The sequence below is a fragment of the Bacillus haikouensis genome (assembly GCF_013179555.1).
Taxonomy (GTDB): domain Bacteria; phylum Bacillota; class Bacilli; order Bacillales; family Bacillaceae_B; genus Rossellomorea; species Rossellomorea haikouensis_A.
Genome location: NZ_JABMCR010000069.1, coordinates 1 through 17,920, shown reverse-complemented (window position 1 = coordinate 17,920; position 17,920 = coordinate 1). Strand labels below are relative to the sequence as shown.

General features: G+C 43.6%; 17 protein-coding genes. 5 read left to right on the top strand and 12 right to left on the bottom strand.

The window, feature by feature from the left end; genetic code table 11:
• Positions 1-308: 308 nt before the first annotated feature.
• Entirely contained in the window at positions 309-2,027 is a 1,719-nt protein-coding gene (acsA, locus tag HP456_RS08890) for an acetate--CoA ligase (RefSeq protein WP_172250157.1), read from the bottom strand.
• Between the two features lie 265 nt (positions 2,028-2,292).
• On the opposite strand from acsA, the gene HP456_RS08885 reads away from it, so the two are divergent.
• From HP456_RS08885 to HP456_RS08875, 3 genes are read left to right on the top strand one after another with little or no spacing between them, the layout of a single operon-like run.
• Positions 2,293-2,925, top strand: coding sequence for a GNAT family N-acetyltransferase (locus tag HP456_RS08885; protein WP_172250155.1), 633 nt, complete (start codon positions 2,293-2,295; stop codon positions 2,923-2,925).
• 25 nt (positions 2,926-2,950) lie between these two features.
• The gene (locus tag HP456_RS08880) at positions 2,951-3,598 is read left to right on the top strand and encodes an acetoin utilization AcuB family protein (RefSeq protein WP_172250153.1); all 648 of its coding nucleotides are present in this window, start codon (positions 2,951-2,953) and stop codon (positions 3,596-3,598) included.
• Positions 3,595-4,770, top strand: coding sequence for an acetoin utilization protein AcuC (locus tag HP456_RS08875; RefSeq protein ID WP_172250159.1), 1,176 nt, complete (start codon positions 3,595-3,597; stop codon positions 4,768-4,770). Before HP456_RS08880 ends, HP456_RS08875 begins: the two co-directional genes overlap by 4 nt.
• A gap of 128 nt (positions 4,771-4,898) precedes the next feature.
• On the opposite strand, the gene motS is transcribed toward HP456_RS08875, so the two are convergent.
• From motS to HP456_RS08855, 4 genes are all read right to left on the bottom strand, one after another.
• The gene (gene motS / locus HP456_RS08870) at positions 4,899-5,639 is read right to left on the bottom strand and encodes a flagellar motor protein MotS (protein WP_172250151.1); all 741 of its coding nucleotides are present in this window, start codon (positions 5,637-5,639) and stop codon (positions 4,899-4,901) included.
• Positions 5,629-6,444, bottom strand: a complete 816-nt coding sequence (gene motP / locus HP456_RS08865) for a flagellar motor protein MotP (protein WP_172250149.1) — start codon at positions 6,442-6,444, stop codon at positions 5,629-5,631. Before motP ends, motS begins: the two co-directional genes overlap by 11 nt.
• Positions 6,445-6,501: 57 nt before the next feature.
• Positions 6,502-7,500 carry a catabolite control protein A gene (gene ccpA, locus HP456_RS08860; RefSeq protein WP_172250147.1) on the bottom strand — a complete coding sequence of 333 codons (999 nt, stop codon included), beginning with the start codon at positions 7,498-7,500 and terminating at the stop codon, positions 6,502-6,504.
• 292 nt (positions 7,501-7,792) lie between these two features.
• On the bottom strand, positions 7,793-8,869 hold the full coding sequence (locus HP456_RS08855) for a bifunctional 3-deoxy-7-phosphoheptulonate synthase/chorismate mutase (RefSeq protein WP_172250145.1): 1,077 nt from the start codon (positions 8,867-8,869) through the stop codon (positions 7,793-7,795).
• Between the two features lie 200 nt (positions 8,870-9,069).
• On the opposite strand from HP456_RS08855, the gene HP456_RS08850 reads away from it, so the two are divergent.
• On the top strand, positions 9,070-11,229 hold the full coding sequence (locus tag HP456_RS08850; RefSeq protein ID WP_172250143.1) for a cell division protein FtsA: 2,160 nt from the start codon (positions 9,070-9,072) through the stop codon (positions 11,227-11,229).
• 31 nt (positions 11,230-11,260) lie between these two features.
• On the opposite strand, the gene HP456_RS08845 is transcribed toward HP456_RS08850, so the two are convergent.
• The 4 genes from HP456_RS08845 to HP456_RS08830 all read right to left on the bottom strand — a co-directional run bounded on the left by HP456_RS08845 (position 11,261) and on the right by HP456_RS08830 (position 13,769).
• Positions 11,261-11,824 (bottom strand): YtxH domain-containing protein, encoded by a 564-nt coding sequence (locus HP456_RS08845; protein WP_172250142.1) that lies wholly within the window; start codon positions 11,822-11,824, stop codon positions 11,261-11,263.
• A gap of 318 nt (positions 11,825-12,142) precedes the next feature.
• Positions 12,143-12,457 (bottom strand): bacillithiol system redox-active protein YtxJ, encoded by a 315-nt coding sequence (gene ytxJ / locus HP456_RS08840; protein WP_172250140.1) that lies wholly within the window; start codon positions 12,455-12,457, stop codon positions 12,143-12,145.
• A gap of 287 nt (positions 12,458-12,744) precedes the next feature.
• The gene (locus HP456_RS08835; protein WP_446680270.1) at positions 12,745-13,146 is read right to left on the bottom strand and encodes a YtxH domain-containing protein; all 402 of its coding nucleotides are present in this window, start codon (positions 13,144-13,146) and stop codon (positions 12,745-12,747) included.
• Between the two features lie 107 nt (positions 13,147-13,253).
• Positions 13,254-13,769: a DUF948 domain-containing protein gene (locus HP456_RS08830; RefSeq protein WP_172250136.1), complete on the bottom strand. Its 516-nt coding sequence runs from the start codon at positions 13,767-13,769 to the stop codon at positions 13,254-13,256.
• Between the two features lie 200 nt (positions 13,770-13,969).
• On the opposite strand from HP456_RS08830, the gene HP456_RS08825 reads away from it, so the two are divergent.
• On the top strand, positions 13,970-15,085 hold the full coding sequence (locus tag HP456_RS08825; RefSeq protein ID WP_172250134.1) for an aminopeptidase: 1,116 nt from the start codon (positions 13,970-13,972) through the stop codon (positions 15,083-15,085).
• Between the two features lie 91 nt (positions 15,086-15,176).
• Here the strand turns inward: HP456_RS08825 and murC are convergent, their stop codons facing one another.
• From murC to HP456_RS08810, 3 genes are all read right to left on the bottom strand, one after another.
• Positions 15,177-16,493, bottom strand: a complete 1,317-nt coding sequence (gene murC / locus HP456_RS08820; protein ID WP_172250132.1) for a UDP-N-acetylmuramate--L-alanine ligase — start codon at positions 16,491-16,493, stop codon at positions 15,177-15,179.
• A 237-nt stretch (positions 16,494-16,730) separates the two neighbouring features.
• Entirely contained in the window at positions 16,731-17,396 is a 666-nt protein-coding gene (locus HP456_RS08815; protein WP_172250130.1) for a hypothetical protein, read from the bottom strand.
• A gap of 8 nt (positions 17,397-17,404) precedes the next feature.
• Positions 17,405-17,920, bottom strand: a 516-nt coding sequence (locus HP456_RS08810; protein ID WP_512698737.1) for a nicotinate phosphoribosyltransferase, incomplete at its 5' end; no start/stop codon positions are given.

Genomic DNA, 17,920 nt, shown 5'->3' with positions numbered 1-17,920 from the left:
TTGATTTCGATTATGATGCATGTGAGGATCCTCCCTTTATGAGATTTGGTTCGCACCTGCATCATAACGGAGGGTCCTTTTTTTGTGCAATAGGTCCTTTTTAATACCACAGGAATGCTCCTGCGGGAGAAATGGCCAATGTGAGGCCCCATAGGGAGGTACGACCGAGAGGCTCACGGGTCACCCGCGGAAAGTGAAGTCTTGCACGGAAAAGCGGTGTTTCTCGCTACAATTCTTTTATCCTTAATTAAAACCACCATCATAAAACCCCCTCTTCATTTAAGAAGAGGGGGTTTTTCACAAATGTATTAGTCTTCCATCGTACTTAGATCACCGGCAGGCAGATCCAGCTCCCATGCTTTCAACACACGGCGCATGATTTTCCCGCTTCGGGTCTTCGGAAGTTTATCTCGGAATTCGATTTCACGGGGAGCTGCGTGTGCAGCCAAACCTTTTTTGACAAACTGGCGGATATCCTCTTTCAATTCGTCTGTGACTTCATAGCCGTCACGAAGTGCAATGAACGCCTTGATGATTTCACCGCGCACAGGATCGGGCTTCCCGATGACACCTGCTTCTGCGACTGCAGGGTGCTCAACAAGCTTGCTTTCGACCTCGAACGGACCGACACGTTCACCAGATGTCATGATGACATCATCCACACGGCCCTGGAACCAGAAGTATCCCTCTTCGTCCATGTATGCTGAATCACCTGATACATACCAGTCACCAGGCATAAAGTAAGACTCATATTTCTGAGGATTATTCCAAATCTGATTCATCATGGATGGCCATCCTTTCTGTATGGCCAGATTCCCCATACGATTCGGAGGAAGTTCATTCCCCTGGTCATCGACGATTGCTGCCTTAACGCCCGGGAAGGGTTTGCCCATTGAACCAGGCTTGATTTCCAAGCAAGGATAATTACAGATCAACTGCCCTCCCGTTTCAGTCATCCACCACGTATCATGGATCCGCAGGTTGAATACCTTCATCCCCCATCGTACCACCTCAGGGTTAAGCGGCTCTCCTACGCTCAGGATATGACGGAGTGAACTTAAGTCAAACTGTTTCACCACTTCATCACCTGCACCCATCAGCATTCTGAAAGCGGTTGGGGCACTGTACCAGACAGTCACACCGTAATCTTCAATCATTTTATACCAATTTTCAGGTTTAAAGCGCCCTCCGACAATGACATTTGAAGTCCCTGTCAGCCAAGGGCCGAAGATTCCATAAGATGTTCCTGTCACCCAGCCAGGGTCAGCGGTACACCAGTACACATCTTCCTCCTGCAGATCCAGCACCCATTTGGAAGTTTGATAATGCTGAAGCATCGAATTATGAACATGCAGGACTCCTTTAGGCTTACCTGTAGAACCTGATGTATAATGAAGGATCAAACCATCATTTCGGTCAACCCATTCGATTTCAAGCTTGTCACATGCTGCCTCGAATTTTTCATTGAAATCAATGTGTACATCGTCTTCTGTGATATCTTCACCAATCAGGAATACGTGCTTCAAATTAGGAAGCTCGCTTACAGGAACGCGATCCAATAGTTCAGGCGTCGTAATCAGCACTTTCGCTTCGCTGTCCTCCAAACGGTCACGTACAGCTCCTTCCATGAATGCTTCGAATAACGGTCCGACGATGGCCCCCAGCTTGACTGCTCCGAGAACGGAGAAATACAGCTCAGGAGATCTTGGCATAAAGATAAACACACGATCTCCTTTTTCAACATCGCCATATTGTTTCAGCACATTTCCTGCCTTATTCGATAATTTCTTCATATCTGCGAATGTGTACTTCTCATTCCGTTCAGGATCCCGATAATAAAGGGCAACTTTGTTTTTCCTGAATGATGCTGCATGGCGGTCGATCGCTTCATATGCTAAATTGACCCGTCCTGTTTCATGCCAAGAAAATTCTTTTTCGACTTCTTTCCAATCGAAAGACTCATAAGCAGTTTCATAGTTTTCGAGATTATAGTTCCCCTTTGTGACTGGTAACGCTTCCACTTTCATATACTGAATCCCCCTTATGTAAGAATTTACATCCTTATTATAGTATATAAATTATATTTTCTCAATTTTTTAAAAAATCTGCCGTATCAATTATTTTCTATCTTCGAAAAGCTCATCCGCATTAAACTGTTGATTTATAGGTATTTCAAAATAATATTCAAACACGGAAATTTATTTCAAGCGTCTGAAAATTTTGTGAAAGCGCTCTACTTTTTTCTATTTCATGTATAATAGATTGAGAGGAATATCTTTAGGTGGTGTCCAGATGAAAGTGAAGAAAACCTATAATGCAACGGAGTTAAAAACAGCAAAAGGAAATTTGATCATTGAAGGTCCCATTCATGCGGAGGAGCTATCCCGCCTCGATTTTCATGAGGATCTGGTTGCTTTCAGGCCTCCTGCACAGCAGCATAAAGCCCTTGTGGAGATTGCCGGTTTGCCGGAAGGAAGAATCATTATCGCAAGGGATCATCATACCATTGTAGGCTATGTTACATATCTATATCCTGATCCGCTTGAGCGTTGGTCTCAGGGAAAAATGGAGAATCTCATTGAGCTCGGGGCGATTGAAGTCATCCCTAAGTACCGGGGGGCATCAGTCGGGAAGCATTTATTGAAAGTATCGATGATGGATGACCATATGAATGATTACATCGTCATCACGACGGAATATTACTGGCATTGGGACTTGAAAGGAACCGGGCTGAATGTGTGGGAGTACCGCAAAGTCATGGAGAAGATGATGAATGCCGGCGGTCTGGAATATTATGCGACAGACGAGCCTGAAATCAGCTCCCATCCAGCCAATTGCCTGATGGCCAGAATTGGGAAGCGGGTTAATCCCGAATCCATCCAGCAATTTGATCAGCTGCGATTCATGAACCGGTTTATGTATTAGTCGTTTTCTAAAAGGGGTTGAGAACATGATAGTCGAAGAAATTATGAAAACGGAAGTGGCAGCGTTAAAACCTGATGATACGATTGAATCTGCCATTCTTTTAATGAGAGAAAAAAAGATAAAGCACATCCCCATCACGAATGAAAAATTAGAAGTCATCGGGATTGTAAGCGACCGCGATGTCAAAGACGGAACGCCTTCAATCTTTCACAATGATACTTCGGCAGCAGAGCTGAAGAACCCTCTTAAATACATAATGAAGACCGACGTCATCACAGGGCATCCCCTCGATTTCGTTGAAGAAGTCGCCGCCCTGTTTTATGAGCACCATATCAGCTGCCTGCCGATTGTAAGGGAAAACAAGCTGATCGGTATCATTACGGAAACCGATCTTCTCTACACATTGATCCAGCTGACAGGAGCCAATCAGCCCGGTTCACAGATCGAGGTGAAGGTACCCCATCGTGCCGGTATTTTATATGACGTTGCCGGGATCATCCGCCGTCATAACAGCAATATATTGAGTGTCCTCGTGTATCCCGATAAAAAAGATGAAGCATTTAAAATACTCGTATTCCGGGTTCGGACGATGAACCCGATGAAAGTAATAGAAGACCTGAAGAAAGAAGGGTATGACGTGTTATGGCCAAACATGCCGGGAATGTCTTCATGAAGAAAGATGCACTATTTATTTATTCCGACGAACTTCTCAGGTATCGCTTCAATGATCAGCACCCATTCAACCAAACCAGGTTGACGCTGACGATCGATTTATTGAAAGATATTCAGGCTCTCCGTCCCGAGGAGGTCATACCTGCAAGAATGGCCACGGATGAAGAGTTATTTCTGAATCACGATCCCAACTATGTGAACGCTGTCAAGAGAGCAAGCACTGGCCAGCTCCTTCCTGAACAGGCGGAAGGATACGGTATCGGTACAGAAGATACCCCGATGTTCGATGGAATGCACGAAGCAAGCGCCTTTTTAGTTGGAGGAACACTTACGGCCGCTGATTATGTGATGACAGGTAAAGCAAGACACGCCCTCCATCTCGGCGGCGGACTTCACCATGGCTTTAAAGGAAAGGCATCAGGCTTCTGTATTTACAATGACAGTGCAGTGGCCATCCGGTATTTGCAGGAGAAATATCATGCAAGAGTGTTATATGTAGATACAGATGCTCATCACGGGGACGGTGTACAATGGTCCTTTTATGACGATCCGGATGTCTGTACGCTGTCCATTCACGAGACCGGCAGATATTTATTTCCCGGTACTGGAAACATCAATGAGCGGGGGCATGGAAAAGGATACGGTTTTTCATTTAACATCCCGCTGGATGCCTTCACCGAGGATGATTCCTGGCTCGAAGCATACGAAACCAGCTTCAGGGAGGTCGCAGAATTCTTCAAACCCGATGTCATCCTTACTCAAAACGGGGCAGATGCACATTATTATGATCCCTTGACGCATCTTTCGGCGACGATTAAGATTTACAGGGAAATCCCCCGGATCGCTCATGAAATGGCCGAGAAGTATTGTGACGGCAAATGGATTGCGGTAGGCGGCGGCGGCTATGATATTTGGAGGGTCGTTCCGAGAGCCTGGTCCTTGATTTGGCTTGAAATGACCGGACGCATGGATGCATCCGCCTCATTTCCGGCAGTGTGGACTGAGCGGTGGAAAAGCAAAGCAGGTGTTCCTTTACCCACCGAATGGGCTGATGCCCCTGATATGTATCCAGCCATACCGCGTAAGGGTGAAATCACCGAAAAAAACAGGCACACTCTTGAAAAAGCACTCTTTCCGATCCGCCAGCATCTAAGGCAGAAGCCCGGCAGTTAATCTAATTTAATCAATACGAAAGGAAGCTCCAGCGTTCTCTGGAGCTTCTTATTATGTACCAGTGAGGATAATTAGCAGCGTCAACAACAAAAACCAATCCAACGCACTCTGTTGAAATGGTTTCTTGCTTATTCTTCATCTTCATAAGCAGGGTCGCTCACGATAATCTCTACCCGTCTATTCTTTTGCAGATTCTCCACGGTGTCATTCGGTGCGATTGGACGTGTATCACCATACCCTACTGCGATGAAGCGTTTAGGGTCCAGATTCTCTGTTCCAGTCAAATAGCGGATCACCGAGCTTGCACGCGCAGATGAGAGCTCCCAGTTGGAAGGGAACCTGTAAGTAGCAATCGGCCTGTTGTCCGTATGTCCTTCCACTTTTACGAAGTTTGGGATTTGGGACAGCAAATTACCCACTTTGTTCAGAAACGGGTATGACGACTCGAGGATTGTTGCTTCACCGGATTCAAAGAGTGCCTGCTCTTGAAGAACGAGGACAACTCCTCTTTCCGTTCTCTCCGCAACGACAATGTTACTTAATTTGTTTTCTTTCAAGTAGGTTTGAATTTCGGTAAGCAGTTCCTGCAGATCCCTGTCCCGCTGTTCTCTTGAACCTTCTATATCTTCATTCATTCTAATTTCAGACTCGCCTGATGATTCTTCTAAAGGAATGACAGACGGGTAGAATTCAAGAATCTGTTTCTGCTGGAATGAATCCGCAATCGCCCGGAATTTAACCATATCGATCTGTGACATGGAAAAAAGCAGAATAAAGAATACAAGAATAAGAGTGATGAGATCTGAAAAGGTCACCATCCACCTCGGGGCATTCGATTTCTGCTCAGAAGGCCTCTTTCTACGCATCATCCCGCAATGCCTCCTGCTGTTCTGCCTCTGCATGTTTCAACAGTTCGTCATGAGACAGAAAGACCTTAAGCTTTTCTTCTAGTATTCTAGGATTCTGCCCTGACTGAATACCTACCACTCCTTCGATGATGATTTGCTTCATGAACACCTCTTTTTCCGTTCGCATGGCCAACTTGGACGACATTGGAATGAATACAAGGTTGGCCAGCAGAGTGCCATACAAGGTCGTTAAAAGGGCAATGGCCATATTTGGTCCCAAGGAAGATGGATCATTCAAGTTTTTCAGCATCAGGACAAGGCCGATCAAGGTGCCTATCATTCCCCATGCAGGTGCATATTCACCAGCTTTATCCAATAGGCTTCTGTTCTTGCGGTGACGCTCTTCCAGTGCGATGATTTCAGCGTTCATAATATCGGTAATCACATCAGATTCGATTCCATCCACAGCTAAAAGGACTCCTTTCCGAATGAAAGGGTCCCCGATTTCCTCTACTTCAGCCTCTAAAGACAGCAGACCTTCCCTTCTTGCTTTTTCAGACAGCACGATGAAGGTGCGGATCAATCCATGATGGTCGAAACTTTCATCACGAAAAGATTCCTGCATGACTTTCCCCAGATGCTTCAGCTCTTTGAGCGAGAAACTGACGAGCATGGCAGCAATCAAACCGCCGATGACAATAAAAATAGAGGGAAGGTCCACAAAGGAACCAAACCCTGAAAGTCCTGCGTTTGACATAATGGCAAACGCTACAAATAGAAAACCTACAACCACTCCGATAGGGGTTAGAACATCAAGCTTCTTCATTTTGACTCTCCCTGTAAATAAGTTCTGTTTGTCTTATCTGATATATCGACAAAAGTCTTATTTTGTTGAGCCTCGGTGCTCAATGCGGTGAGGTAATACAACGGTTTCTTCGTCCACAGTCTCTTTGTTCATGTACTTCGTCAATAACCTCATCGCCACAGCACCGATATCGTAAAGCGGCTGTACCACAGATGTCAACTGAGGCCTGACCATAAGTGCGAGTCTTGTGTTATCAAAGCTGATAATTTCAACTTCGTCAGGGATCGACACACCATTGTCTTGTGCACCATGCACCACTCCGAGAGCAGTCTCGTCATTTCCTACAAAGATCGCTGTCGGCTTTTCATCCAGTTCAGCAAATTTCTGCCACGCTTCCAAGCCTGAGTCATAAGTATATTCACCTTCGATCACAAGATTATCGTTAAATTCGACCCCTGCCGAAGCCAATGCTTCTCTATATCCTTCAAGTTTGAACTTCATATTGATTGTATCGTGGAAAGGACCGCTTACAAACCCGATGCGTGTATGCCCTTTATCAAGCAGTTCTTTCACCGCATCATACGTCGCTGCTTTATAATCAATGTTTACTGAAGGAACTTTATTTGTCTCTTCTACTGCTCCAGCAAGTACGATCGGAACCGGGGAACGTTCAAACTCCTGGACATGTTCTGCAGAGATATGTCCTCCCATGAAAAGGATTCCATCCACTTGCTTTCCAAGCATCGTGTTTAACAGATGAAGCTCCTTTTCCGTATTTTGATCAGAATTGCTCAAGATGATATTGTACTTGTACATCGTGGCAATATCCTCAATCCCGCGTGCCAATTCGGCATAGAAGATATTTGAAATGTCCGGGATGATGACTCCAACCGTTGTCGTCTTCTTGCTTGCAAGTCCTCTGGCTACGGCATTAGGACGGTAACCGAGCCGGTCGATCACCTCGAGCACTTTTTTCCGTGTTGCCGGCTTCACATTGGGATTGCCATTCACTACACGTGAAACAGTGGCCATCGAGACATTTGCTTCGCGCGCTACATCGTATATTGTTATATTCATTTCAGACACTCCTTTAACTTCTCAACTTTGTTACTGTTATTCTACACTAAATATTCCCCAAGGAAAAAGCGATTACAATAGTTTGTTAAAAAATGCACATATTTACGTATCAAACTATATGTTAAACAGTATTCTGTCTATTTATCTGCAATTATGTACATTATCATACGACAGTCTTTGTATAACTGCAATCGCTGTGCACGATTACGTTAAAAAGTTGATTACCTTCACAAAAAAGGCTGGACCCTGTTTTGGTAGGTCCAGCCTTGATTTATACCCGGAGACGGGTTGATTAAACTTTGATGGTGCGTCCTTTTAATAATTCCTGATAAAAATGATCGAATTGATCAAGATCCATTTGCTGAGCTGAATCGGATAAGGCTACAGCCGGATCAGGATGCACTTCTGCCATGACACCGTCTGCTCCGATTGCAATAGCTGCTTTCGCTGTCGGCAGCAGAAGGTCCCTGCGTCCCGTGGAGTGCGTTACATCCACGAATACTGGAAGATGCGTTTCCTGTTTCAGTATCGGTACTGCAGAGATATCAAGGGTGTTGCGTGTTGCTTTCTCATACGTACGAATGCCTCGTTCACAAAGAATGATGTCCCCATTCCCCTGAGCAATGATATATTCTGCTGCATTGATGAATTCATCAATCGTTGCAGCAAGACCTCTTTTTAATAATACCGGTTTCTTCACGGCGCCGGCAGCTTTCAGCAATTCGAAGTTTTGCATGTTTCTCGCTCCGATTTGAATCACATCAATGTATTCAAGTGCCGGTTCGATATCTGCTGGATTGACAATTTCACTGACGACAGCCAAGTCGTATTCGTCAGCTACTTTCTTAAGAATCTTTAATCCTTCGATCCCAAGTCCCTGGAAGTCATAAGGAGAAGTACGGGGTTTGAACGCCCCCCCGCGCAGCAGCTTCAAACCTTTCGCTTTGACTGCCTGCGCCACTTGGGCTACTTGTTCATATGATTCAACTGCACATGGACCGAAGATGAAATGAGGATTACCATCACCGATTGTATCTCCATTGATGTTCACAATCGTGTCCTCTGCTTTCTTCTTACGGGATACCAATAATGCTTTACGATGATCATCTTTTTGTAACTCGAGGCCCGCTTTAAAGACCTCTTTAAAAATATGTTCAATGGTCGTATGTTCAAAAGGACCATTGTTATTTTCTTTGATTAGATCGAGCATTCCTCTTTCACGAACAGGATCATACCGGTATACTCCTTGCTTTTCCTTCACACGCCCGATTTCCTGAACAAGTTTAGCACGTTCATTGATGGTTTCTAGTAGTTTTAAGTTCATCTCGTCGACTTTTTTACGTAATAGATCGAGCTCTTGATTACTCACAATACAGCACCCTTTCTAGATTTTATCCTGTTCATACATAAAAAACTATATAAGTTTCAATAAAGTATGATACATTTTTTATAGATATTGAAACTAATTATAATAGAAGAATTCCTAAATGTCACGATAAATTTCTTTATTAATTAAACGCTTTTAAGCACTAAAGTATTTTAGTATATTATGAGACTGATCAAAAGTAGGTGTATACTTTGAAGAAAATTTTTTCATTGGATATCGGGACACGCTCGGTTGTCGGCATCATTTTAGAAGAAAGAGACGGGAAATACCATGTAATCGACATACAAGTGGAAGAACATAAAGAACGGGCCATGCTTGACGGACAAATTCACGATGTCCCGGCTGTATCGGAGGTCATCTCATCCATCAAAAAGAAGCTGGAAGAAAAGCATGGGTCACTCCAAAAAGTGTGTGTCGCTGCAGCCGGAAGAGCATTGAAAACGGAAAAATCACTTTCCACCTTTCCTATCAAAAGTAAACCCTTACTGACAAAAGAAGATGTCCTTCATCTGGAACTCAGTGCTGTTCAACAGGCACAGGCACAGGCAGCAGAAAACGAGGGCGATGTAAACAGCTATCACTATTACTGCGTCGGCTACTCCGTTTTGTACTACCGGTTGGACGGAGAAGAAATCGGCAGCCTGATCGACCAGCAGGGGGACGAAGCCAGTGTGGAGATCATCGCTACCTTCCTGCCGAGAGTTGTAGTGGAATCACTCTTGGCAGCGTTGAATCGATCCGACCTTGAAATGGAGGCACTGACGCTTGAACCCATTGCTGCAATCAATGTGTTAATCCCTCAATCCATGCGGAGATTGAACGTTGCATTGGTGGATATCGGCGCAGGAACGTCTGATATTGCACTTACAAACAAAGGAACCGTCACTGCATACGGTATGGTACCGACTGCAGGCGATGAAATCACCGAGGCCATGAGTGACGCATTACTGCTCGATTTTCCATTGGCTGAAAAAGCGAAAAGAGAGCTTCATCAGACAGAAAGTATTACTGTGACCGATATTCTTGGATTTGAATCAGATTTTTCGGTTCAGGAAGTGGTGGAGAAAATATACCCTTCAATCGAAAATCTTGCAGAAAAGATTTCTCATGAAATTCTTCTTTTAAACAATCAAAAGCCCCCCCAGGCAGTCATGCTGGTCGGAGGCGGCAGTTTGACGCCGGAATTGCCTGCACAGTTGGCAAGATCCCTGAAACTTCCAGAAAACAGAGTCGCCGTAAGAGGAATCGAAGCCATCCAAAACTTGTCGTTTGCCGATCTTCCTGCCAGTGGGCCGGAACTCGTGACACCTGTGGGTATTGCCATCGCATCCAAACAGGCTCCTGTCCAATACGTCACCATCTATGTAAATGACCAGCCGATCCGTTTGTTCGAGGTGAAGGATTTAACGATCGGGGACGGTCTGCTTGCTGCCGGAATGAAGATCAGCAAGCTGTATGGAAAACCGGGAAATGCCTATTTTATCACGGTCAATGATCAGGAAGTAACCCTTCCTGGAGGCTATGGCCACCCCCCTGTGATCACAAAGAACGGGAAAGAAGCTTCTGTAGACGACAGATTGATGAACCATGACAGGATAACCGTACTAAAAGGGGAAGATGGGGCTTCCCCTTCAGTGAAAATCTCAGAGTTAATGGATGAACTTCCGGATAAAACACTTTTCATCAATGAAAAAGTACACACACTCTCACCTCTGCTGCTAAGAAATGGAACCAATGTATTACAGAGTGAACTGATCCGCGACGGGGATACCATTCATTATGAAAGCAGAGAAACGGTTGCAGATGCCCTAAAAAAACTCAATTATGAAGAATGGCTGGTGAGGTGGAAACCGTTCCGGCTCACCATAAACGGGAAAGAAACCTTCTTCCCTTCATTTGGTGGAAAAGTCTTCATAAATGGAATGGAAGCCAAACCTTCTACAGCCGTCTCTCATAATGATCAAATAACGTTAAAGTCTCCTGACGATCCGACAGTAGAAAAATTACTGATGAGAAAAAGCGACTATCGAGAAAGATCGATTGAGATTGTATTCAATGGAAATCCTGTCATTCTGAAGCGGGAGTCCGCGATTGTTTATAAAGGGGAGCAGCCTTTGAAAATGAATGACAATCTGGAATCTGGAGACACGGTCATGATCAAGGAAAAAGCAAGTCAGTCTTTCATTTTCCAGGATGTGTTCAATCACGTGGAAATCGCCATGCCCTCACACGGAAATGCCTCTTTTCAGTTGATGAGAAATGGAGAAGAAACAACCTTTTATGAAGAAATCCAAGCTGGTGACAATCTCGAAATACTCTGGACTAATACTTATGAGAAATAAAGAATAAAAAAACTGGCTTGCGCCAGTTTTTTTATGAGCCTGTCTGTCCGGGAACACCGCTCGGTTTATTTGTACTGTGAATCGTTTCATGAGTTGATGATGTTGCCGTTGATGTCGATGAGGTTTGTGGTGAATCTCCCGCCACTTCCCCACCTGCCTCTTTTACTTTACTTCCGATATCCTTCAAATCTTCAGCAGCGTCTTTTGTCGTTGCTATGATTTCGGATGAGTCATCTTTTACTTGGTTCACTTGTTCGATGACGTCCCCGTTTACTTTTTCATATAACTTTTGCGCATCATTTATGGCATCTTTCAATACTGAGGAAGCTGACTTGATCCGCTCCTGCCAGTCATTCATGACTCCTGTTGGATTCTCTTTCACCTTCGAGACCATACCCATCGTGGAATCTTTCATAGAACTCGTGCTTGAAGTAACCTTCTTTCTTGTGCTCTTATCCATCATGGCTACCGCTCCGCCAACGACAGCTCCGAATATAATTCCTTTTACAAGCTTTCCACTTCTTTTCTCCTTAACAGTAGGTATTTGATTTGCATTGTTCGTCCCATTATTTCGACCTTGGTAAGGCTGTACCATAATGATTGACCCTCCTATAGGTTTATTAATTTGTTATTACGTTAAATTCCCCCTCCCTCTGTAATTAAACTTTCATAGGGGAAATTCCTATTATTACCTGAAGAATACAGCGTTTAATTTTGATGGTTTTTAATAGCTTTTTGTACTTGTGCATGGACCGTTCCTTTCCCCAGAGAGGGAGAACAGCGACGAGGAAGCTCACATGCCGCCCGGCGGGGAGTGAAGTCTTGCACGGAAATCAACAGCGGTGTAAAGAGGGACAAAAACTTTATGATAACCTAATACGATTAAAAAGAACCTGCATATGCAGATTCTTTTTTAAAGTTTATTCAACTCTTTCTCCGTGATATTCCAGTGGGAAGCAGTCCAGCCTGGTTTGCCTTCAATGAATAGGAAGGCTTGCGGGGATTCGTGTTTGATGCTGTATTTCTCAGCAATAAAACTTGAGAGTTCCCTTGATTCCTGCACGGCCAGATAATAGCCCTCTTCTTCTCCATTACTGGTCAAAAATGATTGATAGTCTGTAAATGCCGCTGCGCTGATAGGACAGGTAAGACTGTGCTTCATAAAGAAGAAGCGGGGCTTCGTTTCTGCAAGCTGCTCAAATTGTTGTATGGTTTCGATTTTTTGCATTCGGTTATACATCCTTTCTTCCATATAATCCTGAACAAATGACTCAAGATTATCCTTTACAAAAAAGCGGTGAAGTAATCATAACTTCACCGCTCACCTGGACAACTATTATGAATAAACTGTTTCAAAAATATTTTTGCTTTTCGTCCGTTGTGAGAAGAGTAGATGAAGTGGGTACACATGCTCTTTTCGAACTTAAGCCTGATTGAAGTCCGGTTTATTCCATCAAAATACCCGGTTTCCGGTATTTACCTTGTCTGCAATACTATAAAGTTTGCGAAAAGAGTCTATTGATTGTATGTCTTTTCAGTTTCATCAAAAGCTTTTTTCGTTTCTTCAAGCTTCTGGTTTACATTATCCGTTTCCTGTACCGGAGTAGCATCTCCCACAGGCACTTCCTGGAGCTCATCATTCACATCTTCTGTGTTCTTGCTGCGGTATGATTTGAACTTATCTTTCACCGTACTGGATTGTTCCTGTACAGTCTTTGAAAGTGCAGCAGACTTTTCTTTGGCCACCGCTGCTAACTCATTGCTTTTTTCCACAGCAGTATCTTTCCACTGACCCGACTTTTCTTTAATTACTACAGCCTGTTCATTCAGGTCATTTCTCAAATCTTTGCCTGACTTAGGAGCAAGCAGAAGTGCTGTTGCAGCTCCTACGATCCCTCCGATCAGTGTGCCGATCATGAAGTCCTTTGAGTTGATGTTGCCGCTGTCGTTTGTTTGCTGATTTTGATTCTGGTTTTGATTTTGGTTTTGGTTTTGGTTTTGTGTCATTGTAAAATTCCCCTCTCCTAATTGTTATAAGATCTTGCTCTTTTAATCAATTTTTCTCGAGATTGAACTTCTTCGGGTGTGGTTTGATTATGAACAGCTTTATCAGAAAGATTCGGCTGTTGTTCCTTTTTTTGCTTCCACTTGTCTTTCAACTCAATAAATGCATTTCCCCACTGAACCACTTGTGAAATTCTGCCCTGATTCTTTTCAAGTTCAGTCGAGATTGATGTGCTGACTTTCTTTACAGAGTTATTAAGATTCTGGATGGAATGACCTACATCTTTAACTGCATAAACAACGGTGTTAAGATCCTCAGACTTACGCTGGATATCTTCAGCCAACAAATTCGTTTTATGTAGTAAATCCGTAGACTCTTTTGTCACTCCTTGAAGCTGGGATTCAAGACCATTTAACGTAGTCGATACACTGTCGAGTGTCGTCCCCAGCGATTTCAAGGTTTTCATAACGCTGATCACTAAAATAAAAAAAGCAATTGCAATAACTGCTACACTCAGATAAAGAATTATTTCCATATAGTCCACCTCCATGTATAAAAATTCTTTACCCACCCTGAACACAATTAAACATTATACTAGGATTTCTTCCTCGGGAAGGCAAATTCCTGCTTAATTAAAAAAATTACTTTTTTATCTTTTCTTATATTCTTTTTTATCATCCCGGTAAAATTTAGGGTACAATAAAATTTGATATTCATTTAAGGAGGTTCATCCAAGTGAAAGATCCACGAATTGAAAAATTGGCAAGAAACCTGATTCAATATTCAGTCCAGCTTCAGCCTGGCGAGAAAGTCCTGATCGAAAATTTCGGATTGCAGCGTGAGTTGGTCACTGCACTCGTTAAAGAAGCATACGCTGCAGGCGGTTACCCGTTCGTATCCATCAAAGATCACTCAGTCGATCGTGCATTATTGATGGGAGCACAGGAGGAACAATACACTATGATGGCTGATTTCGAAGCGAACGTCATGAAGGAGATGGACGCATATATCGGTCTTCGCTCCGGTGATAATATCAGCGAGCAATCGGATGTACCGGATGAAAGAATGAAACTCCACAGCAGTACGATCGGCAAAAAAGTACATAGGGAAATCCGGGTTCCGAAGAAGAAATGGGTGGTATTGCGCTACCCGAATGCATCTATGGCCCAACTGGCAAAAATGAGCACGGAAGCATTTGAAGACTTCTACTTTGATGTATGCAACCTTGATTACAGTAAGATGGACAATGCGATGGACAACCTGGCAGATCTGATGAACAGGACAGACAAAGTGCGGCTCGTTGGAGAAGGGACCGACCTGACTTTCTCCATCAAAGACATTCCGGCGGTGAAATGTGCCGGACGTTTGAATATCCCTGATGGAGAAGTCTACTCTGCACCCGTCAAAGATTCTGTAAATGGAACCATTTCCTACAATACACCTTCACCATACAATGGTTTTACATTCGAAAATGTAAAGCTTACATTCAAAGACGGCAAAATTGTAGAAGCGACGGCCAATGATACAGAAAGAATTAATAAAATATTCGATACAGATGAAGGGGCAAGATACGTCGGTGAATTCGCTATCGGAGTCAACCCGCATATCCAGCACCCGATGCAGGATATCCTCTTCGATGAAAAAATCGACGGCAGCTTCCATTTCACACCAGGCGAGTGCTACGAGGACGCTTACAATGGAAACCACTCGAATATCCACTGGGACATGGTCATGATACAAAGACCTGAGTATGGCGGGGGAGAGATCTATTTCGACGACGTATTGATCCGCAAAGACGGAAAGTTCGTCCTTCCGGAATTGGATGTCCTGAATCCCGAAAATTTGAAGTAACACGTAAGGCCCGCCCCCTCACTGCTTTAAGCATTGAGGGGGCGGGCCTCTCGATTGGAAAGCCGGACCAAAATGAGCCGGCATTATATAATCAGTTTTCTTCTAAATTTTCCTTCAGCGTCTTTTCGTATGCTTCCTGGAATTTTTGCACATCTCCAGCTCCCATGAAGATCAGCACACTGTTGTCATGTTTCAGAAGAGGTCTTGTATCCTGTTCGTCAATGATTTCAGACCCTTCAATCTTATTCTGAAGGTCTTGGATTGACAGTTTTCCATGATTCTCCCTGGCTGAACCGAATATCTCACATAAGTACACTTTGTCTGCCATCTCCAGGCTTTCAGCAAACTCTGAAAGGAAGGTTTGCGTACGTGTGAATGTATGCGGCTGGAATACAGCGATAATATCCTTCTCCGGATATTTTTGTCTTGCAGAATCCACCGTCGCCTTGATTTCAGTCGGATGGTGAGCATAGTCATCGATCAGGATCTGAGACCCGATTTCTTTTTCAGAGAAACGGCGTTTAACGCCTTTGAAGCTGCTTAATCGTTCCTGAACCACGGCAGTATCAAGTTCTTCATAGTGACAAATCGCAATGACGGATAACGCATTCATGATATTGTGATCACCGAATGTAGGGATTTTAAAGCCCGCATAAAATTCATTGCGCACAAATACATCGAACGAAGTACCCTCACGGTCACGGTTCACGTTTCTCGCCTGAAAATCATTTTCTTCGGCAAAACCATAAAAGACAACCGGAACCTGAGCCTGGATCTTCTGTAAATGTTCATCATCACCGCAAGCAATGATCCCTTTTTTGACTTGCATCGCCATTTCCTGGAAAGCAGAAAAGACATCATCGACATTGGCAAAGTAGTCAGGATGATCGAAATCGATATTCGTCATGATGGCATAATCAGGGTAATAGGATAAGAAGTGCCTGCGATATTCACATGCTTCAAATACAAAATATTGAGCATCCACTTCCCCTTTACCTGTACCGTCACCAATCAGATAAGATGTAGGTTTTGCACCGCTGATCACGTGCGCCAGGAGACCCGTAGTGGACGTTTTACCATGTGCCCCTGTCACGGCCACACTCGTGAACTTCTGCATGAAGTCACCAAGGAATTTATGGTATCTCGTGATCGGAATCCCTTGTTCGATTGCAGCCTCGATTTCTTCATGTGTATCAGGAAATGCGTTCCCTGCGATTACATGCATATCCCCTCCGATATTTTCTTTTTGGAAAGGAAGTATTTTTATATTTGATTCATCTAAAGACTTTTGAGTAAAGAAATATTTATCATAGTCAGATCCTTGGACCTCGTAGTCCATATCGTGGAGTATTTGGGCCAATGCACTCATACCCGAACCCTTGATTCCTACGAAATGATATATAGTCATAATAGAACCTCCAACAATCATCTATCTAAAGCATTATATGAAATGAATATTTTTTTGCTATCCTTATGGCTATGGACATGAGACTAGAATATACGGCGGCGTACTGCCGCTAATCAGTCATTTTAGTATAAGGGAGTTGAGGGGAAATGGCTATCTCCTTCAACCCTTTTAATAAAATGCTTGTTTCTTTCAACTTGAACATTATATCACTTTTTATAGGCGCTGACCATGCACGGGCTATGAATGGTCCTTAAGGATATAAAAAGGAGCCTCCTCTTTTAAAAACGTTCTCCATAATACCCCAGTTTCATGATTCTTTCGATGGTAATGATTTTTTATCACTGCCTGCAAATGATTTGATTCCGCTTGAAAAACGGGACCTATGATCCACTGATCTGTCACCAGCGGGACTTTCCTCATGAAATAAAGGGAATCTTCCTTTATTTCGCCCTTTAAATATTTTAAAGTTGCTTTTATGGATTCGTTACGTTCGTGAATAATGTTCTGCCCTGTCATGAAGAGTTCGCCGCCGTCTTCATGGATTTGGTTTACCAGGAACGGCTCGGGGGCGGCCGAAAGCAGCAGTGCCCCCATCATCTTAACAGGCTCGCTCAACTTCCGGGATTGCAGAAACTGAAAAAATAATGTTTGACCCTTTATCGTCTTATAATCAAAAAGGAACCATTGGTGAAATACTTCCTCGGTTTTTTTTGACACAAGCGATGGTTCCTTTAATTGAAACCGTTTTGCAAATATCATCTTAGCTCTGACTTTTTCACGTATATTGGTTTCTTTTAAGGCATATTGATAGGCGTGTTGATATAATTCATCGATTTGCTCTTGCGCAATGCGCTGCTTTTTAATCCGATATTGACTTAAATCCAATAATTCCTTATCCTGCATCCTACCACCTATTCGAGTTCGACTTTTTCAAGTCTTGGATTAGGACGAAGCTTTCTGCCTGCTTTAGCCTGGTGCACACCGTCAAGCACGACATTATCACCTGTGAATCCGACATGGATCTTGAGGAGGCTGCTGCCGACTCCATACACATCAACCGGCACCCTGCTTTCTTCAAATTCATGAATCCGTTTCTCATTGAAGCCTCCAGTGACCACAATTTTCACATGTTGAAATCCTTCTTCGTCCAATTCTTTTCTGAGTGCAAAAATCAATTCACAGTTTACGCCGCGCGGATCGAACGTTCCGAGCACATGCTGATTGCGAAGGAAGTATTTGTCGATCATCATCCGGGACGTATCTACTCGTACCCCTTTTAATTCAGGACCAAACTCCCTTGCTACTTTCAATGCATCCGTAATGACATCATTATTGTAATCGACCAGGGCAATCAATTCATCTTCGGGGAACGTTTCCTGATAAGCTTTTGCAGCCTCAACGATATCCCCATTAAATAATTGAATCAA